Source organism: Stenotrophomonas sp. 3diitr2024, assembly GCF_042136455.1.
Lineage (GTDB): Bacteria > Pseudomonadota > Gammaproteobacteria > Xanthomonadales > Xanthomonadaceae > Stenotrophomonas > Stenotrophomonas sepilia.
The window spans coordinates 1-332 of sequence record NZ_JBHHMJ010000483.1 but is presented as its reverse complement, the minus strand read 5'-3'; the positions used below and the strand labels follow the sequence as shown (position 1 = coordinate 332).

Annotated in this window: 1 pseudogene; it reads right to left on the bottom strand. The window is 67.8% G+C overall.

Going from position 1 to position 332, the window contains the following annotated elements:
• Positions 1 to 200 (bottom strand): annotated as a pseudogene (locus ABGA94_RS12185) (hypothetical protein); the annotation flags it as partial.
• Positions 201 to 332 lie beyond the last annotated feature (132 nt).

The window sequence follows — 332 nt, the reverse complement described above, 5'->3', positions numbered from 1 at the left end:
GCGAACGGCAGTGTATCGAGGGTCGCACCGGCCTCGACCAGCACGCCGCTGCCACCGGAGGCCGCTGCCACCAGCACTTCCGGTGCGTTCAGGGTGACGCCGGAACGGATCGCCACACCGGCCACCAGCCACACCCATCCGGGGGTGCCCTGGCTGCTGCTGTTGCGTCGTGCCTGGGTTTTGCCGCGTCGTGCTGCCATGTGTACTGCGTCTCCTGATGCTTACTGCCAACCTGTATGACCATCGTGCGCGCCTGCGTTCCTTCGAGCTGGCGATGAACGCCTGGCATGGCCGCCACGCGGGCTGAACAACCGCGTCACGGCCCGTTGCGG